The sequence below is a fragment of the Verrucosispora sp. WMMD703 genome, assembly GCF_049178935.1.
GTDB classification, from domain to species: Bacteria; Actinomycetota; Actinomycetes; order Mycobacteriales; family Micromonosporaceae; genus Micromonospora; species Micromonospora sediminimaris.
In genome coordinates this window covers 6,324,496-6,342,500 of the sequence record NZ_JBMHMM010000004.1, presented here as the reverse complement: position 1 = coordinate 6,342,500, position 18,005 = coordinate 6,324,496, and the positions used below count along the sequence as shown (strand labels likewise).

At 72.8% G+C, this 18,005-nt stretch carries 15 protein-coding genes; 8 read left to right on the top strand and 7 right to left on the bottom strand.

From position 1 onward, the window contains the following. Position 1: 1 nt before the first annotated feature. From ACN26Z_RS29480 to ACN26Z_RS29470, 3 genes are all read right to left on the bottom strand, one after another. Entirely contained in the window at positions 2-802 is an 801-nt protein-coding gene (locus ACN26Z_RS29480; RefSeq protein ID WP_421464413.1) for a TIGR03084 family metal-binding protein, read from the bottom strand. A 26-nt stretch (positions 803-828) separates the two neighbouring features. Continuing rightward, positions 829-1,449, bottom strand: a complete 621-nt coding sequence (locus ACN26Z_RS29475; protein WP_421464411.1) for a TetR/AcrR family transcriptional regulator — start codon at positions 1,447-1,449, stop codon at positions 829-831. A 174-nt stretch (positions 1,450-1,623) separates the two neighbouring features. Next, on the bottom strand, positions 1,624-2,301 hold the full coding sequence (locus ACN26Z_RS29470; protein ID WP_013736306.1) for a Crp/Fnr family transcriptional regulator: 678 nt from the start codon (positions 2,299-2,301) through the stop codon (positions 1,624-1,626). Positions 2,302-2,521: 220 nt separating this feature from the next. Here ACN26Z_RS29470 and ACN26Z_RS29465 point away from each other — a divergent pair, with 220 nt between their 5' ends. The 6 genes from ACN26Z_RS29465 to ACN26Z_RS29440 all read left to right on the top strand — a co-directional run bounded on the left by ACN26Z_RS29465 (position 2,522) and on the right by ACN26Z_RS29440 (position 7,777). Next, complete coding sequence (locus ACN26Z_RS29465) at positions 2,522-3,184, top strand: adenosylcobinamide amidohydrolase (RefSeq protein WP_421464409.1); 663 nt, start codon at positions 2,522-2,524, stop codon at positions 3,182-3,184. A gap of 58 nt (positions 3,185-3,242) precedes the next feature. After that, the gene (locus ACN26Z_RS29460) at positions 3,243-4,388 is read left to right on the top strand and encodes a CapA family protein (RefSeq protein ID WP_396885003.1); all 1,146 of its coding nucleotides are present in this window, start codon (positions 3,243-3,245) and stop codon (positions 4,386-4,388) included. A 55-nt stretch (positions 4,389-4,443) separates the two neighbouring features. Then, positions 4,444-5,223, top strand: coding sequence for an endonuclease III (nth, locus tag ACN26Z_RS29455; RefSeq protein ID WP_396885002.1), 780 nt, complete (start codon positions 4,444-4,446; stop codon positions 5,221-5,223). Beyond that, positions 5,220-5,828: a TlpA family protein disulfide reductase gene (locus ACN26Z_RS29450; RefSeq protein ID WP_421464406.1), complete on the top strand. Its 609-nt coding sequence runs from the start codon at positions 5,220-5,222 to the stop codon at positions 5,826-5,828. Before nth ends, ACN26Z_RS29450 begins: the two co-directional genes overlap by 4 nt. Positions 5,829-5,830: 2 nt before the next feature. After that, the gene (locus ACN26Z_RS29445) at positions 5,831-6,535 is read left to right on the top strand and encodes an NUDIX hydrolase (RefSeq protein ID WP_421464740.1); all 705 of its coding nucleotides are present in this window, start codon (positions 5,831-5,833) and stop codon (positions 6,533-6,535) included. 63 nt (positions 6,536-6,598) lie between these two features. After that, the gene (locus ACN26Z_RS29440) at positions 6,599-7,777 is read left to right on the top strand and encodes a MarP family serine protease (RefSeq protein ID WP_282236584.1); all 1,179 of its coding nucleotides are present in this window, start codon (positions 6,599-6,601) and stop codon (positions 7,775-7,777) included. A gap of 7 nt (positions 7,778-7,784) precedes the next feature. On the opposite strand, the gene ACN26Z_RS29435 is transcribed toward ACN26Z_RS29440, so the two are convergent. The 3 genes from ACN26Z_RS29435 to eccCa form a co-directional block, all read right to left on the bottom strand. Continuing rightward, positions 7,785-8,453, bottom strand: coding sequence for a phosphatase PAP2 family protein (locus ACN26Z_RS29435; protein ID WP_232511433.1), 669 nt, complete (start codon positions 8,451-8,453; stop codon positions 7,785-7,787). Between the two features lie 132 nt (positions 8,454-8,585). Further along, entirely contained in the window at positions 8,586-9,908 is a 1,323-nt protein-coding gene (mycP, locus tag ACN26Z_RS29430) for a type VII secretion-associated serine protease mycosin (protein ID WP_282236585.1), read from the bottom strand. Positions 9,909-9,981: 73 nt separating this feature from the next. Next, complete coding sequence (gene eccCa / locus ACN26Z_RS29425; RefSeq protein ID WP_421464403.1) at positions 9,982-13,929, bottom strand: type VII secretion protein EccCa; 3,948 nt, start codon at positions 13,927-13,929, stop codon at positions 9,982-9,984. 100 nt (positions 13,930-14,029) lie between these two features. On the opposite strand from eccCa, the gene eccD reads away from it, so the two are divergent. Next, positions 14,030-15,430: a type VII secretion integral membrane protein EccD gene (gene eccD, locus ACN26Z_RS29420; protein ID WP_282236587.1), complete on the top strand. Its 1,401-nt coding sequence runs from the start codon at positions 14,030-14,032 to the stop codon at positions 15,428-15,430. A 25-nt stretch (positions 15,431-15,455) separates the two neighbouring features. On the opposite strand, the gene ACN26Z_RS29415 is transcribed toward eccD, so the two are convergent. After that, the gene (locus ACN26Z_RS29415) at positions 15,456-15,962 is read right to left on the bottom strand and encodes an inorganic diphosphatase (protein ID WP_093409905.1); all 507 of its coding nucleotides are present in this window, start codon (positions 15,960-15,962) and stop codon (positions 15,456-15,458) included. A 499-nt stretch (positions 15,963-16,461) separates the two neighbouring features. Here ACN26Z_RS29415 and dacB point away from each other — a divergent pair, with 499 nt between their 5' ends. Beyond that, positions 16,462-17,985: a D-alanyl-D-alanine carboxypeptidase/D-alanyl-D-alanine endopeptidase gene (dacB, locus tag ACN26Z_RS29410; protein ID WP_421464400.1), complete on the top strand. Its 1,524-nt coding sequence runs from the start codon at positions 16,462-16,464 to the stop codon at positions 17,983-17,985. Positions 17,986-18,005: the final 20 nt, after the last annotated feature.

Genomic DNA, 18,005 nt, shown 5'->3' with positions numbered 1-18,005 from the left:
CTCATGGCTTGGCTCCCGAGGCCGCCGTTCGTGGCGGGCGGCCGGTGCCGGGCGGGCCGGCGAAGGCCTGGGCCACGTCCAACCACCCGTCGGCGACCGGCCCGGTAGCGACCAGCGCGGTGTCGGTGCGGTGCCGGCGTCGGGTCACCAGCAGGCAGAAGTCGAGCGCCGGACCGGTCACCCGGTCCGCCGCGTCCGCCGGACCGAAGGCCCAGGTATCGCCGCCGGGCACCGCCAGCTCCACCCGGACCGGTGCCGTGGGCACCGCGCGGCCGTGGGCGGCGAAGCTGTGCCCGACGGTACGGAAGCCGAGGTACGCGACGTGCCGTAGCCGGTCGGTGGCGGACCGGGTGACGCCGAGCGCCTCGGCCACGTCCTCGCCGTGCGCCCACGTCTCCATGATCCGGGCCGTCACCATCGAGGCCGGCGACATGCGGGTTCCGTACCAGGGCAGCTTCTCCCCGGCGGGGGCGGCGGCGAGGGCCGCCGCGAGCGCCGAACGGCCCTCCCGCCAGCGGGCCAGCAGCGCCTCGGGCGGGGCGAGGAAGGCGATCGCGCCGTCGTCGACCAGTCGGGCCGGATCCGGTGCGGCGGTGACCGAGGCGTAGAACGCGTCGGCGTCGGTCGCGGCGAGTCGGGCCACGTGATCCGTCCAGGCCAGATGGGCGATCTGGTGAGCGACGGTCCAGCCGGCCGCGGGGGTGGGCCGCTCCCACTCCTGCTGCGGCAGCGCCGCGACGAGCGCGTCGAGCTGCTCGGACTCGGTGGCCAGATCCGTGAGCAGGGCGGTCAGGTCGACCATGGGTGCCTCCGGGCGGGTTGGGCCGGTCAGGGTGCCGTCTCCGCGCTGGTGAGCAGCGCCGTCAGCTGGGTCTTCCAGGCGTGCAGCAGCGCGGCCCGGCGGGCCGAGTCGTCGCTGAGCAGGTTGGCTACGCCGAGCCCACGCAGCAGGTCCAGGGTGGCCTGCACCGCCTCGCGGACGCCGGGACGCCGCTCGTCCACCCCGAGCAGCTCGACCGTCAGTCGGTGCATCTCCCGGCCGATCCGGGCTTCGAGGGGCAGCAGCGCGGCCCGCAGCTCGGCGTCGGTGCGGGCGGCCACCCAGAGTTCGAGGGCGGCGACGAAGAGGGGACCGGTGAAAGCGGCAGCGAGCAGGTCCACCACCCGGTCCAGCCGGTCGGCGCCGGCCGGCAGGGCGTCGGCTTCGGCCCGCAACTCGGCCGCCCGCCGTTCGGTGAGGTGCCCGACGGCGGCGGTGACCAGGGCGGTGCGGGTCGGGTAGTGGTGCAGCTGGGCACCCCGGGAGACGCCGGCCCGGGACGCCACGACCGTGGTGGTGGTGCCGGACCAGCCATGCTCCACCAGGCAGTCGACGGTCGCCTCCAGCAGCCGGGCCCGGGTGGCGCGGCTGCGCTCCTGCTGAGGGACGCGCGTCGATGCAGCGGACATGCGGGAAAGCCTGCCCCCCGAAAAACAAACAGTCAAGCTTGACTTTTTTGAGGGACCAATTCCACGCCATGCGAGGCCGTCAATGGTGCAACTTCAGGGTTGGTGCTGCATCCGGCGCGCGGCAGGCAGCACCAACCCTGAAGTTGCACACCCAGCTACGTGGGTTTCGGGGGATCAGACGCGGGCGCGGCGGGCCAGGCGCTCCGGGTCGAGGATGATGATGCTCTTGCCGTCCAGCCGGAGCCAGCCGCGCGAGGCGAAATCCGCCAGGGCCTTGTTGACGGTCTCCCGGGAGGCGCCGACGAGCTGGGCGATCTCCTCCTGGGTCAGGTCGTGCGTCACCCGCAGCACGCCGCCGTCGCGGGTGCCGAAACGCCCCGCCATCTGGAGCAGGTTCTTGGCCACCCGGCCGGGCACGTCGGTGAAGATCAGATCCGCGAGGGCGTCGTTGGTCCGGCGCAGCCGGCGGGCCAGCACCCGCAGCAACTGCTCGGCGATCTCCGGGCGGTTGTTCAGCCACGGCCGCAGCGCCTGCTTACGCAGTCGGGCCAGTCGGCTGTCGGTGACCGCGGTCGCGGTCGCCGTACGCGGGCCCGGGTCGAAGAGCGACAGCTCGCCGACCATGTCCGACGGACCCATCACGGCGATCAGGTTCTGCCGGCCGTCCGCTGCCCGGCGGCCAACCTTGATCTTGCCGGACAGCAGGATGTAGAGACTGTCGCCGGGCTCGCCCTCGTTGAAGACGACCTCGCCCTTGCGGACCTCGATCGTCTCCATCTCCTTGGCGAGCGCCTCGGCCGCCTCCGGGTCGACACCCTGGAAGATCCCGCTGCGGGCCAGTACCTCGTCCATCGCGCACCTCCGGTTGCGCGTGCCGTCTGCTCGGCCTGGGTCCGCCGTCCGCTGATCCCTCGCGCGCCGACCAGTCTAGGCGCACGTGAGCAGGAATCAGAGGTGCACCCCTGGAATCTTGATCGTTGGGCGTAACGTGCCCGTCGTGATCACCCTCTAGGATCCCGCGCCTGGTCAGGCCCGGATCGGCGGGGTGGACACCCGGACGTAGGGTCACCGGGTGCTGCCCGAGCCCCTACTGACCACCCGGCGCGAGGACGAACGTGACATTCCGGTGCTCATCTGGCGTGCCGAGGGGGCGCTGCGAGCGGTCAGCTCCGCCCCGCTCGGCGGTGGGATCGGCGTACGCCGGTGGGTGCTGAACGCGACGGTGCCCATGTCGTACGACCGGAACGACCCCGCCGACCACCTGGCCGGGCTGGCCCGCGAGTTCGACCTGGACGGGCCCGGCGTGGGCCTGATGACCGGAGTCGACGTGGCCGAGGTGGTGCGGCGGACCGACACCGGCGTGCTGGTCTGGGCCACCGTCGGTCTGGGCACTCCGGTGCCGGCGGCGGCACCGACGGTGGCGGCACCGGCGCAACCGGTCGGCACGGTGAACATCGTGGCGTACGTTCCGGCGCGGCTCGGTGACGCGGCACTTGTCAACGCGGTCGCCACGGCCACCGAGGCGAAGGCACAGGCGATCGCGGAGTTGGGGCTGCCCGGCACCGGTACGCCGACGGACGCGGTCGCCGTGCTCTGCCCGCCGGACGGGCCGATCAACGCCTACGGCGGACCCCGCTCCACCTGGGGTGCGCCACTGGCCCGGGCGGTGCACGCCGCCGTGCTGTCGGTGGGCCGCGACACCGTCGTGCCATGGTCGGATCGGCTCCAGGGCTGAATCTCCTCACCCGATCGGCGGTCGATTCCGCGATATCCGCCCGGTAGGGTCGCGCACGATGTACGCTGCCGCACCCTTCGTGCCCCGACCCCGCCGCCGCACCCTGGCCGCAGTGGGGGCGCTGCTCGCCGCCCTCCTCCTCGCCGGCTGCGCCAGCACCGACGAGGGGCCGCTCTGGCAACCCGGCACGGGCGGTGGCGAGGGCGCACCTGTCGAATCGGCCGCCCCCGAGGTCAAGAAGATCTCGCTCTCCGCCACCGGCGACATCGTGATGGCCATGGCACCCGACCGGCTCCCCCCGAACAACGGCAAGGGTTTCTTCAACTCGGTGAAGAAGGCGCTCGCCGCCGACCTGGTGATGGGAAACCTGGAAGAGCCGTTGACGGTGGACACCGGGGCCGGCAAGTGCGGTGCCAACTCCACCCGCTGCTTCCAGTTCCGGGCGCCGCCGGAGTACGCCGCCCATCTCGCCGACGCCGGTTTCGACCTGCTCAACCAGGCCAACAACCACGGGTACGACTTCGGGCCGAAGGGTTACGAGAACACCCAGAAGGCGTTGGAGGAACACGGGCTGGAGCACACCGGCGCGCCTGACCAGATCACTGTCGTCGAGGTGAAGGGCGTCAAGGTCGCTGTCGCCGGTTTCTCGTCGTACCAGTGGTCGAACAGCCTCACCGACATTCCGGCCGCGAAAAAGGTGATCAAGAAGGCCGCCGGTCAGGCCGACATCGTCGTGGTGCAGGTACACATGGGGGCCGAAGGGTCGGAAATGACGCGGGTGCGGCCCGGCACCGAGATGTTCCTCGGCGAGAACCGGGGCGACCCGATCAAGTTCTCCCGCGCCATGATCGACGCCGGTGCCGACCTGATCGTCGGGCACGGCCCGCACGTGCTGCGCGGGATGGAGTTCTACAAGGGCAGGCTCATCGCGTACAGCCTGGGCAACTTCGCCGGTGGCGGCAACTCGCTCAGCAACAACGGTCGGCTCGGCTGGGGTGGCGTGCTGAAGGTGTCACTCGAAGCGGACGGCACCTGGGCCGGCGGCTCGTTCACCTCCACCTACATGGACGGGGCACGCAAGCCGACGATCGACCCCGACGACCGTGGTCTCGGGCTGCTGCGGGACCTCACCGAGCTCGACTTCGCCGAGACCGGAGCCCGGTTCACCGACTCCGGGAAGATCAGCCCGCCCGACGCGGACTGATCGCCGACGGCACTGGCGTCCGAGCCGGTCGGACCGGCGACGTAGGCTGGCCGTCGTGACCAGAAGCGCCACCGAGACCGACCTGGGACGCACCCGTCGCGCGCGGCGGATCGGCCGGGTGCTGACCGAGACGCACCCCGACGCGCACTGCGAGCTCGACCACGGCAGCCCGCTGGAACTGGCCGTCGCCACCATCCTGTCGGCCCAGTGCACGGACAAGAAGGTCAACGAGGTCACTCCGAAACTGTTCGCCCGCTACCCGACCGCCGCCGACTACGCCGGGGCCGATCGTGGCGAGGTGGAAGAGATGATCAAACCGACCGGCTTCTACCGCAACAAGACCAACTCGCTGATCCAACTGGGCCAAGCCCTGGTCGAGCGCTACGCCGGTCGGGTTCCCAACCGGCTCGCCGACCTGGTCACCCTGCCCGGGATCGGTCGCAAGACCGCCAACGTCATCCTCGGCAACGCCTTCGACGTGCCCGGCATCACCGTCGACACCCACTTTCAGCGGCTGGTGCGGCGCTGGGGGCTGACCACCGAGACCGATCCGGTCAAGATCGAGCACGAGATCGGGGCGATGTTCCCGAAGCGGGACTGGACCATGCTGTCGCACCGGATCATCTTCCACGGCCGCCGGGTCTGCCACGCCCGCAAGCCCGCCTGCGGTGCGTGCACCCTGGCGAAGCTCTGCCCCTCGTACGGCACCGGACCGACCGAACCAGCCGCCGCCGCGAAGCTGCTCAAGGGCCCCCGCGCCCGTGCCCTCGCGGCCGCCGCCGGTGTCGATCCCGAGCTGGTGCCGGCGCAGGCCGTCCAGGCGGAGGCACCGTGAACCGCCGACTCGCGCTGCTGACCCTGCCGCTGCTGCTGTTGCTCGCCACCGCCTGCACCGCCGACTCCGAGACACCGGCACCGGCCCGGCAGGGCACGGCCGCCGCCCGCCCGTCCCCCTTCGAGGGCTGCGCCGACCTCACCGACGGTCCGGTCGGCCCCGGCAACAGGGAGGCGACGGGCGATCCGCTGCCCGAGTTGACCCTCACCTGCTTCACCGGCGGGGCCCCGGTCGCCCTGCGGGACATCCGCGGACCGGCAGTGGTCAACATCTGGGCCTCCTGGTGCCCGCCCTGCCGCAAGGAACTCCCCGCCTTCCAGCGCCTGCACGAACGTACCGAGGGCCAGCTGCGGGTCATCGGGGTGAACAGCCGGGACAGCCGCGACGGCGCCCAGTCGATAGGCGAGGACTTCGGTGTGCGGTTCCCGATGCTTGTCGACCAGGGTGAGGCGGTGCAGCGGGCACTGCGTCGCAACGCCGTCCCGCTCACCGTCTTCCTCGACGACCAGAGCCGGGTACGGCACATCGACAGCTCCGGCGCGCTGGACGACGCCCGCCTCGCCGAGCTTGTCCGACAGCACCTCGGCCTCACGGTGCCGGCGTGAGCGTGCCCGAACCAGCGGATCGCCAGCCGCCCGGCTGGCTGGGGCCGCTGCTGGGTCGGCTCGACACCGCACGCACGGAGGACTTCACCCAGCTCCGTACGCCGGAGCAGGGTGGCCGGGAGAGCGCCGTGCTGGTGCTGCTCGGCGAGGACGCCGTCACCGGCCCGGACGTGCTGGTCCTTCAGCGGGCCGCGACCCTGCGCAACCACGCCGGTCAACCGGCGTTTCCCGGCGGCGCGGCCGACCCGGAGGACGCCGACGCCGCCGCCACGGCGCTGCGGGAGGCGAACGAGGAGGTCGGGCTCGACCCGACAAGCGTCACGGTGCTGGCCCAGCTGCCGAGGTTGTGGATCCCGGTCAGCGACTTCGTGGTGACCCCGGTGCTCGCTTGGTGGCACGCGCCGCATCCGGTGGACTCCCGGGAACCGGCCGAGGTGGCGCACGTGGCCCGCCTGCCGATCGCCGAGCTGGTCGACCCGGACAACCGGGTCCGGGTACGCCATTCGAGTGGCTGGGTCGGCCCCGCCTTCTCCGTACGCGGGATGCTGGTCTGGGGGTTCACGGCCGGGGTGCTGGCCGCGCTGCTGGACATGGGTGGCTGGAGCCGCCCGTGGCCGCGCAGCCGAGTGATCGATCTTCCGCCGATCGGTGCCTCACCCGCCCCGTCGGCCGGCACCGACGAGGCCGACGAGAGCGCCCTGCGCTGATCTGACCGTCACCTTCCGCAAGCGATCGTCTTCGCGCGAGCCCCGGCCCCGTACGCTTGAGCCGTGTCGGCCGTGGATCTCGTCCTGCTGTTGCTCATGCTCGTGTTCGCGATCAGCGGATACCGACAGGGGTTCGTCATCGGCGTGCTCTCGTTCTCCGGGTTCTTCCTGGGTGCCCTGATCGGCCTTCAGGTCGGCCCGATGTTCGCCCAGCAGTTCGTGGACAGCGGCACCCGGGTGCTGATCTCGCTGGTCGCCATCTTCGGTCTCGCCGTGGTGGGTCAGGCACTGGCCGGCTGGCTCGGATCACACCTGCGCCGCACCATCGCCAGTGATGTGGGACGACGGGCCGACGACATCGGCGGCGCATTCGTCTCGCTCTTCGCGGTGCTGCTTGTCGCCTGGCTGGTCGCCGTGCCGCTCGGCTCCTCCTCGCTGCCCTGGCTCGCCGCCTCGGTGAAGAGCAGCGCGCTGCTCAACGTGGTGGACCGGGTGCTGCCCGACCAGGCTCAGCAGCTCTCCACCGCGCTGCGCGACACGGTCGACACCAACGGCTTCCCGGACGTCTTCGACGGGCTGCGGCGTACCCAGGCTCGGCAGGTCGAGCCGCCGGACCCGGCGCTCGCCGGCTCCGAGGTGGTGAGCAGCGGTCAGCGCTCGGTGGTGAAGGTGCTCGGGTCGGCCCCGAGCTGTTCGCGCCGGATCGAGGGGTCCGGCTTCGTGTACGCCGACGACCGGGTGATGACAAACGCGCACGTGGTCGCCGGCACCCGTTCGGTCGCGGTGGAACTGGGCGGGGACCGGTACGAGGGCGAGGTGGTCGTCTACGACCCGGACCGGGACCTGGCCGTGCTCTACGTGCCCGGGCTGCCCGGCCCGTCGATGCGCTTCGCCGCCGGCAACGCCTCCACCGGCGCGGACGCCATCGTGCTCGGTTTCCCGCTGGACGGGCCGTACAACGCCCAGTCGGCGCGGATCCGCGACGTCGACCGGATCACCGGGCCGGACATCTACTCGTCGGGAAACGTCAACCGGGAGATCTACACGATCCGGGCCCTGGTCCGCAGCGGCAACTCGGGCGGTCCACTGGTCTCCTCGAACGGCCTGGTGCTCGGGGTGATCTTCGCGGCGGCGGCCGACGACCCGAACACCGGGTTCGCGGTCACCGCCGCCGAGGCCCGACCGGTGGCGCTGGCGGGCGCCGAACGCACCCGGGGCACCGACACCGGCGACTGCACCTGACGACGGGTCAGCCCGACCGGCGCCGCGACCAGACCGCGAACGCGGTGACGGTGGCGACGACCACCGCCGCGCCGAGCAGCCACCCGGCCAGCACGTCGCTGCTCCAGTGCACGCCGAGCGCCACCCGGCTGAACCCGGTCACCAGGACGATCGTCAGCGCACCGAGCCAGACGGCTGCGCGGGTCACGGAGCCGGGCCTGGTCCGGGGCAGGAACACCACAAGCAGCACCCCGGCGGCGAGCATCGCGTTCAGCGCGTGGCCCGACGGGAAGGCCAGACCGGGCGCCTGCGCCACCGGGTCGGGCAGATCCGGTCGCTGCCGGCCGACGAGCAGTTTGAGCAGCGGCCCGAGCAGACCACCGAGCACCATGGTGCTCGCGACCCAGCCGGCGAGTCGCCGCGCACCGTCGCGGGCCAGCCAGATCACCAGGACCAGCGCCACGGCCCGCAGGGGCATCGGCGCGAAGGCGTCGGTCCAGAAGCTCATCGCCCGGACCCAGACCGGGTGGTCCAGGGCGTACCCGTGCAGCTGAGTGGTGATCGCCAGGTCGAGTCGACGCAGCGGCGGCCAGTCACCCAGCACCAGCGTGGCGAGCAGCGCGAACGGCACGACCAGCAGCACGCCGGAGACGGTGTGGGTCGGCCACACACCTGACCGGTCGTCCCGTTGTCCCACACCGTCCGGACCGGAGGGCGGCGCCGAGTCGACTCGTTCGAAGGTGTCCACGGCGATGGTTTTACCCCGCTGAACGGGACCTTCCCGGGCGGATGCGCAGAATCTGTGGAATGTTGCGTCGACCGGGGCCGGTCAGCGGTGCGACTGCCGGAACCGGCGCAGCATCAGCACCGCACCGGTGAGCAGCGCGACGAAGATGGCCGAGCCGATCCAGAGCCGCTCCGAGCCGGCGTCGTCCTGCGAACCGGCGGCCCGCGCCCGCCACTGGGTCTCCTGCCCGGACCCAGTCAGCCCGAGCTGCTCGGCGTCGGGATCGCCCGTCGTCGCGGCACCGGGCGCAGGACCGAAGCCGGTCACCCCGGGCGGGTCGTTGTCGTCCAACGGGTTCCTGTCCGTCGGCGGCACCTGTGCGGTAAGCGCCGCGACCGGGTCGACCAGCCCGTACCCGAACCGCTCGTCACGCCCGGTGGGTCCGATGTCCCTGGCGGTGGCCAGCAGCCGGTTCACCACGTCAGCGGCGGACATCTGCGGGTAACGCGACCGCACCAGGGCGGCGGTGGCGGCGACCAGGGGTGCCGCGAAGCTGGTGCCCTGCACCCGCCAGTAACCACCCGGCGGACGTGCGCCCACCAGTCCGCTGGCGGGGGCGGTCAGCACCGTGGTGCGACCGGTGATCGCCCCGCTCCACAGGTTGTCGCTGTTGCGCTCCAGGCCGGAGACCGCGATGACGCCAGGTTCGCGGGCCGGATACCACACCTTCGCCTCGGGCGAGGTGGCGAGATTACCGGTGCAGGCGACCACCACCACGTCCCGGGCGAAGGCGTAGTCGATCGCCGCGGCCAGCGCCGCGCTGTCACCGTTACCGCCGAGCGACAGGTTGATCACCTTCGCGCCGTTGTCGACAGCCCACCGCACCCCCTTGGCCACGATCAGCGCGTCGTCGTAGCGGTTCTCCGCATCCAGGACCCGCACGGGCAGGATCCGGGCGTCCGGCGCGAGCCCCACCACCCCCCGGCGGTCGTCGTTGCGGCCCGCGATCAGGCCGGCCACGGTGGTGCCGTGCCCGACCGGATCCGCTTGGGTCGCCCCGTTCGGCGCGACCAGGTCGAGCCCGGGCAGCACCTGACCGGTCAGGTCCGGATGGGAACCGTCCACCCCGGAATCGATCACGGCCACGACCACGCCGCGCCCGGTCGAGGTGCGCCACGCCGCCCGCGCGTTCAACTTGTCGAGCTGCCACTGCTCGTCACGGACCTGGTCGGCGCGTCGCGCGGCATCGGGGTTGTGGGCAGCCGGCGTGCCGAGCGCGGGAGCCTGGACCGGCACGGCGGCGGCCGGCATGACGGCGACGGCAGCCGACAGCGCGGTGGCGGCCGCTGCGAGCAGCACGCGGTTGGCGAACCGGCCGGCCCTCGCCGGGCCGGTGTGCCGCAGCCTGGTCACATCCTCAGCCATTCGTCGCGGGACACATGACGATCGGAGATTACCGGTTTCGACCCGCCTACAGGGACGTTCCGTGGAGTCGACGTCACTGTGGCGGCAGGTGAGCCAGTTGGACCAGGCGTACGCCCTCGCGTCGGGTGAACAGCCGACCGCGCCCGGGTGGCAGCGGACCAGGACGCACCGGACCGACCAGGACACCCTCCTCCGGGCTGCCCGACATCACCAGGCCCGCGGTGGACAGTTCCCGTAGCCGCTGCACCAACGGCTCGTACTGGGCGCGGGCGGCACCGCCGGAGCGGCGCGCCAGCACCAGGTGCAGCCCGACGTCGCGGGCGTGCGGCAGGTGCTCCTCCAGCGCCCGCAGCGGGTTCGCGGGCCCGCTGGACACCAGGTCGTAGTCGTCGACCAGCACGAACAGCTCCGGCCCGGACCACCACGACCGTTCCCGCAGCTGCGTCGGGCTGACCTGCGGGCCGGGTGCGCGGCCCGCCAGGTAACCGGCGGCTGACTCGACCAGGTCGGCGGTGTGTGCCGCCGCGGTGCCGTAGCCGATCAGGTGTTCCGTGGAGATGACGCCGAGCAGGCTGCGCCGATAGTCCACCAGGATCACCCGTGCCTGTTCCGGCGTGAACCGGGCGACGATCGAGGTGGCCAGGGCGCGCAGGAACGACGACTTGCCGCTCTCGGCGTCCCCGTAGACCACGAGGTGTGGCTCGGTGGCGAAGTCGAGGACCACCGGACGTAGGTCCGCCTCGGCGACGCCTACCGGAATCCGCAGCCCCGTCGTGGCGTCGAGGTCGAGGTCGGCGTACGGCAGCACGGCCGGAAGCAGCCGGACCGGGGGTGCGGCCGGGCCGGACCACGCGTCGTTGACCCGCTTCACCAGCCCGGCGGTGTCCGTTCCGGTCGGCTGCGGCAGCGCGGTGAGGAAATGCAGGCTCTCCGAGGTGATGCCACGCCCCGGGGTCTGCTCCGGCACGTGCGCCGCCGCCCGTCGAGCGACAAGCGAGTCGGACGGATCACCGAGGCGTAGTTCCAGCCGGGAGCCGAAAAGGTCCCGGATGGCCGGTCGGAAATCCAGCCAACGCACCGCGCTGGCGACCACGTGCACGCCGTAGGAGAGTCCCCGGGTCGCCAGGTCGGTGATCAGCGGTTCCAGATCTTCGTACTCGGTCCGCAGGGTCGTCCACCCGTCCACGACGAGGAACACGTCGCCGTACGCGTCGGTGTCGCCCGGGTCGGTGCCGGTGTTGCCGCTGCCGCGCCGTTGCCGCCAGGCGGCCACCGACTCCACGCCCAGTTCGGCGAAGCGGCGCTCCCGATCGGCGAGCAGGGTGGACATCTCGCCGACGGTGCGGCGCACGCCGGTGGGATCGGCCCGGCCGGTGACCCCACCGACATGCGGCAGGTCACGCACCGAGGCCAGCCCACCACCACCGAAGTCGAGGCAGTAGACCTGCGCCTCGGTCGGCGTGTGGGTGAGGGCCAGGGCACAGATCAGCGTACGCAGCGCGGTGGACTTGCCGCTCTGCGTACCGCCGACCACCGCGACATGGCCGGCGGCTCCGTCCAACGCCAACCACAGCAGGTCGCGGCGCTGCTCGAAGGGCCGGTCCACGACGGCCACCGGCACCTGGAGGGCGCCGTGCAGCTCGGGATTGCCGAAGGTCAGCCCCCGGACCGGGTCGACCGTGAGCGGACCTACCAGCTCGTCCAGGGCCGGAGCGACATCCAGCGGCGGCAGCCACACCCGGTGGGCCGGTGCGCCCTGCCCGGCCAGCCGGTCGACGAGCAGACGCAGCACGGTCTCCGTGGCGTCCGCCTCGTCTTCGACAGCCGGTGGGGCGGGCGGCTGCGGTACCGGTGTGACGTGGGTGGAGAAGGCGAGCAGCCGGGGACGTTCGGGTCCGGTCGCGTCGATCGCCAGGGCGCGCCGACGTACCGGGCCGGAGACGTACGCGGTCTTGAAACGCAGCAGCGGCTCGGTGCCGAAGCGCAGGAAACCGTGCCCCGGCGACGGGGGCAGCTCATGCGCGTCGGGCACCCCGAGCACGGTGCGGGACTCCAGCGAGGAGAAGGTCCGCAGACCGATCCGGTACGACAGGTGGGTGTCCAGCCCGCGCAGTCGTCCCTCCTCCAACCGCTGGCTCGCCAGCAGCAGGTGCACCCCGAGGGAGCGGCCCAGCCGGCCGATCTGGACGAACAGGTCGATGAAGTCGGGCTTGGCCGACAGCAGTTCGGAGAACTCGTCACAGATCAGCAGCAGCGACGGCAGCGGGGGCAGCGGGTTGCCGGCCGCCCGGGCCCGCTCGTATTCGCGCAGGCTGGCGAAGTTGCCGGCGCGGCGCAGCAACTCCTGCCGGCGGACCAGCTCCCCGTTGATCGCATCGACCATCCGGTCGACAAGCGGTAACGCGTCGGCCAGATTGGTGATCACAGCGGCGGTGTGCGGCAACCGGTCGAAGGGCGCGAAGGTGGCCCCGCCCTTGAAGTCGACGAGCACGAAGTTGAGCTGCTCGGCGGAGTGGGTGGCGGCCAGCCCGAGCACCAGCGTACGAAGTAGCTCGGACTTGCCGGAGCCGGTGGCTCCGATCAGCAGCCCGTGCGGACCCATGCCGCCCTGCGCCGACTCCTTCAGGTCCAACTCGACCGCGCCGCCGTCCACGCCGACGCCGACCGGCACCCGCAGCCGGTCCCGCGGGGACCTCGGAACCCACCCCTGCTCGACGGTGAAGCCCTCCGGCTCGCCGATGCCGAGCAGCTCGGGTAGACCCGGCTCGGCGCCTGGTGCGGCGTCGGCACCCGGGGTGGCAGCCAGCCGCAGTGGTGCCAGCCGCCGGGCCACCGCCTCGGCCTCGGCGACGTCGAGCGCGTCGGCGGTGCCGACCTCGGCCGGCCCGTCCGAGGAGCGGGAGTGCAGCCGGCCGTCCCGCAGCTCCAGCAGCAGGGAGAACCGGTCGAGCAGGCGCGGCGGCGGGGCGTCCAGGTCGATCAGGGTGACCGCGTCGATCCCACCGTCTCCGACCAGTTCGGTGGCGCCGGTGCGGTCGCCGCCGTCGAACACGACCACCAGGTGCGGCCCGTCCGTGGCAGGTCCGACCGGGCTGAACCTCGACCGGCTGGCCAACACCCCGTCGAGCAGTCGTTCCAACTCCACCGCGGAACTGGCCACCAGCCGTACCGGACCGAGCGCGTCGGTGCGGATGGGGTGCTGGGCGTGCGGCAACCACTTGACCCACTCCCAACTGCCGCGCCGTTCCGGCCCGGCACAGATGGCGACCAGCAGCTCGTCCGGGGCGTGGAAGACGGCGAGCTGGACGAGCATGGCTCGGGTCAGCGCCTGCGCGGCCGGCGACCCGCTGGGTCCGGCCGGAGCGGCCCGGACGAAGACCCGGGCGAAGCTGCGCAGCGAGAGAGCTACCGGCAGGTCGGGCACCACCGAGTACGCGTCCAGGAAGCGCCGCAGCGCGCCCGCCGTCATCGGCTCCAACTCCTCCAGCGGGCGGGTGACCGGCGGCACCAGCGGTGTGGCCAGGGTCTGCGGCCCGACGGCGACCCGAATCACCGCGAAGTCCGGGTCCGTGGGCCGTCGCTCCCAGACCCGGTGGCTGTGCACCGTCGACCAGAGCAGCGACGGATCGGGGTACCGGTAGCAGAGGCCGGCGCGTTGCCGTTCCGCGGTCTGCCGAACCTGTCGGCGCAGGGTGGCCAGGTGCCGTAGGTAATCCCGGCGGGCGGCCATCATCTCGGACTTCTTCGGGTTGCCGGAGGCGCTGCCCCAGGAGGTCGCCAGCATCGCCAGGGAGGAGAGGCCGAACATGCCGCCGACCACGTACGCGTACGCTCCGCCGCCCCGGCCGAACATCATCGCCATCGCGACCGTACCGCCGAGCATCGGCAGCAGCATCAGCAACTGGTGCCAGCGGGTGTCGGTGGCGGCCGGAATCTCCGGGGGCGCCTGCACCGGTAGGTCACCGACGGGTATCTCGGGCGCCGGGCGTCGCGCCGGCCGCCGGATGACGACAGTGGACACTCGACCTCCCGACTGCGCACGGTGACCCGAGCCTGGCTCATGGTAGGTAAAGTCCTGTCGTCCGCGCAGCAGCAGGCCGGCTCGGGATGGAGGTGAGTCGATGACCGTCGGGCTTGCCCGGCTCACCGTCAGCACGCCCCGACGGCGGGTCGACGTGGCACTACCGGATCAGGTACCCCTCGCCGAGTTGCTGCCCGAGGTGCTGCGCCACGCTGGCGACGGGCTCGCCGACGAGGGGGAGCAGCACGGCGGTTGGCTGCTCCGGCGAGCCGACGGCACCGTGCTGACCGGCGGGCAGGCGCTGCTCGCTCAGGGGGTCCGCGACGGCGAGGTGCTGCACCTGGTACCGGCTCGCACCGAGTGGCCGGAGTTCGAGTACGACGACGTGGTGGAGGCCATCGCCGACGCCGCCCGCCGACGCGGTGGGGCCTGGTCGCCCGGTGCCACCCGGGCGGTGGCCCTGGTCGGTGCCGGTGTTCCGCTCGCCGTCGGCCTGCTCGCCCTGGCCGCCGGTGGGCCCGGCGACCCCGCCGGCTGGCCGGCCGCGACCGTGGTGGCGGGTCTGCTGGTGCTGGCCGGCACCGTGCTGTCCCGCGCGCAGGGCGACGGGTCGGCCGGCGCTGTGCTGGGCGGACACGCGCTGCCCTACGCGGCACTGGCCGGCGCCCTCGCCGTCGGCTCGGGCGACCCGGTCGGGCCGATCGGCGCGCTGCGCTGGGTGGGCGCACCGGAGTTGCTCGCCGGGTCGGTGACGCTGCTGCTGGCCTCGGTGCTGGGGCTGTTCGGGGTGGCCACCCGGCTACGGATCTTCGTGGCTGGCACGGTGGTGGGCGCGGGCGCTGGAGCAGCCGCTCTCGGCGGCCTGCTGCTCGGCCCGGCCGGCTCGGCCGCCGTCCTGATCGGCGCGCTCACCTTCGCCGTCGGGGCTGTCCCGCTGCTGGCCATTCGGCTGGGCAAGGTGCCGTTGCCGCCGATCACCCTGCCCACCGATGGTTCGGATGACCCGGACCAGGCGCGTGACCTGCCGGACCGTGGCCGGGTGCACGCAGCCGTGGCCCGTACCGAGGAAATGCTCACCGGCCTGCTGATCGGTCAGGCAGTGCTGGCCGTCGGCGCGGCCGTGATCCTCGTGAGCACCGGTGGCACCGCCGGTCGGCTGCTGGTCGGGGTGTCCGCGACGGTGCTGCTGCTACGGGCCCGGCTCTTCAGGACGGTCCGGCACCGGATCGCGCCGGTGCTCGCCGGCCTGGCCGGGTACGCGGTCCTCGGCGGGGCGCTGGCCGGGGCCGCCGACGCGGCGGTCCGGCTGATCCTGGTCACCGGCGGGCTACTGGGCGCGCTGCTGGTGGTGGCGGGCGGCACGACGTACGCCCGCCGGCCGGTCTCCCCGTACCTCGGACGGCTCGCTGACCTGGCCGACACCCTGCTGGTGGTCTCGGTGGTGCCGGTCGCCTGCGCGGTGCTCGGCCTCTACGAGCGGGCCCGGGGGCTGCTCGGCTGAGCGATCCCCGGACCCGTCGGACACCTCAGTGGGTGGACTCGCCGCGCTCCTCGGCCTCCCTGGCGCGCCGGTACGAAGCCTGGATCTCGGCCTCGGCCTCGGTGCGCCCCACCCAGGTCGCGCCCTCGACCGACTTGCCCGGCTCAAGATCCTTGTACACCTCGAAGAAATGCTGGATCTCCAACCGGTCGAACTCGCCGAGGTGGTGGATGTCGCGCAGGTGTTCCTGGCGCGGGTCCTCGTAGGGGACGCAGAGGACCTTGTCGTCGCCACCCTTCTCGTCCGTCATCCGGAACATGCCGATCGTGCGGCACCGGATCAGGCAGCCGGGGAAGGTCGGCTCGGGCACCAGCACCAGGGCGTCCAGCGGATCACCGTCCTCACCCAGGGTGCCCTCGATGAAGCCGTAGTCGGCCGGGTACTGCGTAGAGGTGAAGAGGGTGCGGTCCAGCCGGATCCGCCCGGTCACGTGGTCCACCTCGTACTTGTTGCGGTGACCCTTGGGGATCTCAACCGTGACGTCGAAATCCATCTGCACGCTCCCTCGTTGGCCCACGCTGGCTTGACGGAACCGGCGGCGGAGCCGGGCGGGCGATTGCCAACCCGCCGACTCCGGCCGCCGCATAGTCTTCGGACCGAAGTAGTGTCACCCAGGCCGGTTCCCGGTGGGGGAGGAGGGGGTCGTGGGGAGGGAAGATTCACACTACCGTCCCGGCGGTGCCGCCGAGGGCGGTGCGAACCAACCGCCGGTCAAGCCGGCCGCCGGACGGGTGCCCGTGCCGGACGCGCAGGTCCTCCGGCCACAACCTCCGACGCCGCCCGTCACACCGACGTCCGTGAACCGGCCCGAGGCGCATCCGCCCTCGGGCGCGCAACCGCCGGCGACACCGCCCCCGGGGACCGCGTCCGGACGGGCCGCCGCGCCTGGCGCTGCCGTCCCGACGAGCCCGGCCGCCCCGACGAGTCCGGCCAACGGTTCCGGTGCCGCCGTCCCCACGAGCCCCGCCAAGCCGCCGACCGGATCGGCAACCGTGCCGGTGCGCCCGGCGCCGGTAGTGCCGGCGGCCGGCACGCCGGGTGATCCGCCGGCCGGTGCGGTGCCGCCCCCGGTCGGGCCGGCGCCGCGGCGGCGGCTGCCGCTGGTGCTCGCTGCCGTGCTGGTGCTCGTGCTTGTCGCGGTGGGTCTGGTCGTGGTCCGGCCCGGGCCGGTGGGCCGCTGGCTGGGCGACGCACCCGCGACACCGGCGGCAACCGGGACGGTGGAGTCCGCGCCGGTCCCGGTGCTGGTGGCTGCCGACAGCGGCGCGCCGCCGCCCAGCACGGACGGGCTCCGGACCACCCTCGAACCGCTTATCGACGACACCGCGCTGGGCGGCCGGGTCAACGTGGCGGTGGCCGACGCGCTGACCGGGGAGATGCTCTTCGATCGCGGTGGTGGGGAGGGGACCGTGCCGGCCTCGGTGACCAAGCTGGTCACCGCCGTGACGGTGTTGACCGCCCGGGGCCCCGGCCACCGGATCCCGACCCGGGCGGTGGCTGGTGCACAACCCGGCGAGGTGATTCTGGTCGGTGGCGGGGATCCGACGCTGGCAGCCGGCCCGAAGGGCTTCTACCCGGGCGCGGCCAACCTCACCGACCTCGCCGATCAGGTCCGCAAGGCGCTGGGCGGGGTCGCACCCACCAGGGTCGTCGTCGACTCCTCGCGCTACTCCGGCCCCGTGTACGAACCCGGCTGGGACGACGACATTCCCACCGGCGGCTACGGCGGGGCGATCACCGCACTGATGCTCGACGGAGCACGCACGAATCCGAAGGCCGGCCCGGGCTGGGCCGAACGCGTTGCCGAACCGGACCTGGCCGCCGGCCGTGCCTTCGCCAAACTGCTCGGGGTGCCGGTCGGCACCGTACGCAAGGGCACCGCCCCGCCAGCGCCGACCGGGACGACCGCTTCGGAACCGGTCGGTGGCGGTGGACCCGGTGCCGAACTCGGCGCGGTGCACTCGCCGCCGCTGCTCCGGCTGGTCGACATCATGATCAGCGATAGCGACAACATCGTCGCCGAGGCGCTGGCCCGCCAGGTCGCCCTGGCCCGCGACCGGCCGGCCTCCTTTGCCGGTGCCGCGTCGGCGATGGCCGAGGTGGTCTCCGAGATGGGCCTGCCGGTGGCAGGGCTCGACCTGGCGGACGGCAGCGGACTGTCCCGGAACAACCTGATCAGCCCGGCCCTGCTGACCGAGCTGCTGGCGCTCGCGGCCAGCCCGGACCGGCCCGAGCTTGCCGGCATCTTCGGCGGTCTGCCGGTCGCGGGCTGGTCCGGCACGCTGCGCGATCGATACGGCGCGACACCCGGCACCGCCGCCGGTGCCGGTGTGGTCCGGGCCAAGACCGGCACCCTGACCCGGGTGCACGCCATCGCGGGAGTGGTCACCACCGCCGAGGGGCGCCTGCTCACCTTCGCGGTGCTCACCGACGACGTCCGGCCGGACGGGATGGAGCCGGCGCGCGCTGCGCTGGACAGGATCGCCGCCGCCCTGGCCGGCTGCGGCTGCCGCTGAGAACGACGGCCGCCGGACCA

Coding starts and splice junctions, on each gene's coding strand:
- ACN26Z_RS29480 (WP_421464413.1), bottom strand. CDS start 802: ATGGTCGACCTGACCGCCCTGCTCACGGATCTGGCCACCGAGTCCGAG.
- ACN26Z_RS29470 (WP_013736306.1), bottom strand. CDS start 2,301: ATGGACGAGGTACTGGCCCGCAGCGGGATCTTCCAGGGTGTCGACCCG.
- ACN26Z_RS29475 (WP_421464411.1), bottom strand. CDS start 1,449: ATGTCCGCTGCATCGACGCGCGTCCCTCAGCAGGAGCGCAGCCGCGCC.
- eccD (WP_282236587.1), top strand. CDS start 14,030: ATGACCGTCGGGCTTGCCCGGCTCACCGTCAGCACGCCCCGACGGCGG.
- ACN26Z_RS29415 (WP_093409905.1), bottom strand. CDS start 15,962: ATGGATTTCGACGTCACGGTTGAGATCCCCAAGGGTCACCGCAACAAG.
- mycP (WP_282236585.1), bottom strand. CDS start 9,908: ATGGCTGAGGATGTGACCAGGCTGCGGCACACCGGCCCGGCGAGGGCC.
- ACN26Z_RS29460 (WP_396885003.1), top strand. CDS start 3,243: ATGTACGCTGCCGCACCCTTCGTGCCCCGACCCCGCCGCCGCACCCTG.